Below are 2,391 nucleotides of genomic sequence, written 5' to 3' on the forward strand. Positions count from 1 at the left end.
CGCGCACCGCGCGCCGCCGGCCAGCGCCGCCCCGGCTCGGCCCGCCACAAGGCGGAGACCGTCCGCAAGCGCCGCATCACGCTGGGCGTGGCGGGCCTGGTCCTGGCGGCGGGCCTCGCGGTCGGCGGCTGGCTCGCCCTGAGCGAGGGCGACGGGGAGTCCCCGCCCCGGGACTCCAAGCACTCGGCGCCCTCGGAGCCCTGACCGAGGCGGCCTCCGGCGGCGGCGCCGGACCGTCGGCGGTCCGGCACCGCCGTCGGCGGGCCGCACCTCGCCGCCGACGGTTCGTACGAGACCGGGTTCGCCGTGCGGGCGCTGGGCGGCGAGGCCCCTTGGCGCCGGGCCAGCACGGTTCCGCTCGCCCAGCCGTTACGCTGGACCCGTGGCAGTCGTCGATGTATCCGAAGAGCTGAAATCCCTCTCCTCGACCATGGGGTCGATCGAGGCCGTCCTGGACCTCGACACGATGAGGGCAGATATTGCCGTGCTCGAGGAGCAGGCCGCGGCCCCGTCCCTGTGGGACGACCCGGAGGCGGCGCAGAAGATCACGAGCAAGCTTTCGCACCTGCAGGCCGAGCTCCGCAAGACCGAGGCCCTGCGCGGCCGGATCGACGACCTGGGCGTGCTCTTCGAGCTCGCCGAGTCCGAGGACGACCCGGACGCCCTGGCCGAGGCCGAGTCCGAGCTCGTCGAGGTCCGCAAGGCGCTGGACGAGATGGAAGTCCGCACGCTGCTGTCCGGCGAGTACGACGAGCGCGCGGCGCTGGTCAACATCCGCGCCGAGGCCGGCGGCGTCGACGCCTCCGACTTCGCCGAGCGGCTGCAGCGCATGTACATGCGCTGGGCCGAGCGCCATGGCTACTCCACGGAGATCTACGAGACGTCGTACGCGGAAGAGGCCGGCATCAAGTCGACCACCTTCGTCGTCAAGGCGCCGTACGCCTACGGCACGCTCTCCGTCGAGCAGGGCACCCACCGCCTCGTGCGCATCTCGCCCTTCGACAACCAGGGCCGCCGCCAGACGTCCTTCGCGGGCGTCGAGGTGCTGCCGGTCGTCGAGCAGAGCGACCACGTCGAGATCGACGAGACCGAGCTGCGCGTGGACGTCTACCGCGCCTCCGGCCCCGGCGGACAGGGCGTCAACACCACCGACTCCGCGGTCCGGATCACGCACATCCCGACCGGCATCGTGGTCTCCTGCCAGAACGAGCGCTCCCAGATCCAGAACAAGGCGAGCGCGATGAACGTCCTGCAGGCCAAGCTCCTCGAGCGGCGCCGTCAGGAGGAGCAGGCCAAGATGGACGCCCTCAAGGGCGACGGCGGCAACTCCTGGGGAAACCAGATGCGTTCGTACGTCCTGCACCCGTACCAGATGGTCAAGGACCTGCGTACGGACTTCGAAGTGGGCAGCCCCCAGGCGGTGCTCGACGGCGAGATCGACGGCTTCCTCGAGGCCGGCATTCGCTGGCGCAAGCAGCAGGAGAAGTAACAGAGCGCTTTGTCGACAAGGGAACTGCCGCCTCTGAGGCGGCAGTTCCCTTTTATGTCACAGTTGCATCCCCGCAGGTCAGGCAACTGACGCTATATCGGACATCGCACGCGCAACCGCCTTGACGCTTGTACGAAAACTGGGAAAGCTGACGCGCGGCATGCGTATTTCTGGGGCGCATGTGAACGGGGGAGGTTGTCACACCCCCCGGCGAAGCTGCCCCGGGCGCTGCTCCATTGACAAGATAGCTACTGGGGGTAGCAGCCAGATGACGAAGAAGACGCGTATCCGCGTCGCGCGAATTGCTGCCGGTGCGGTCATCGCAGCCGGTGCGTCCCTGACCGCCGCCGGCGCCGCTTCGGCCGTCGGCGTCGGCATCGATGTGGGTCCGCTCGAGGTCTCGGCCAAGGCTGAAAAGAACAAGATCGACGCCGGCATCGGCATCGACGAGGACCCGGCGCCGACGGTCACGCCGCCGCTCCCGACGGTGATCCCGGACCCGACGCCGACGGTTCCGACGACTCCGCCGACCGAGCCGACCGGCAAGCCGACTGAGCCGACGGGCAAGCCCACGGAGCCGACCGGCAAGCCGACGGACAAGCCCACCGGCAAGCCGACGGACAAGCCCACCGGCAAGCCCTCGGACAAGCCGACCGGCAAGCCCTCGGACCCGACCGAGGACCCGGACCCGAAGCCCACCAGCCCGGGCGAGGACGGTGACGACGGCGACGCCGGCACCTGCACCGTCGACCTCGACGGCGCCGAGTGCGCGGACAACACCGACACCGACAGCGCCGGCTCCAAGCCGGTCGAGCAGGGCAAGGCCAAGGAGGAGCTGGCGGAGACCGGCGCCGCCGAGACCACCTTCCTGCTCATCGGCGCCGCGACGATGATCGCCGGCG

Annotated in this window: 2 protein-coding genes and 1 pseudogene; all 3 read left to right on the forward strand. The window is 70.3% G+C overall.

What is annotated here, in order from left to right:
* Nucleotides 1-204 (forward strand): annotated as a pseudogene (locus AB0M39_RS41820) (serine/threonine protein kinase); the annotation flags it as partial.
* A gap of 178 nt (nucleotides 205-382) precedes the next feature.
* Nucleotides 383-1,489: a peptide chain release factor 2 gene (prfB, locus tag AB0M39_RS41825; RefSeq protein WP_365374389.1), complete on the forward strand. Its 1,107-nt coding sequence runs from the start codon at nucleotides 383-385 to the stop codon at nucleotides 1,487-1,489.
* A gap of 268 nt (nucleotides 1,490-1,757) precedes the next feature.
* Nucleotides 1,758-2,391: hypothetical protein (locus tag AB0M39_RS41830; RefSeq protein WP_365374392.1), on the forward strand; the 634-nt coding region annotated here is incomplete at its 3' end.

The sequence above is a fragment of the Streptomyces sp. NPDC051907 genome, assembly GCF_040681075.1.
Lineage (GTDB): Bacteria > Actinomycetota > Actinomycetes > Streptomycetales > Streptomycetaceae > Streptomyces.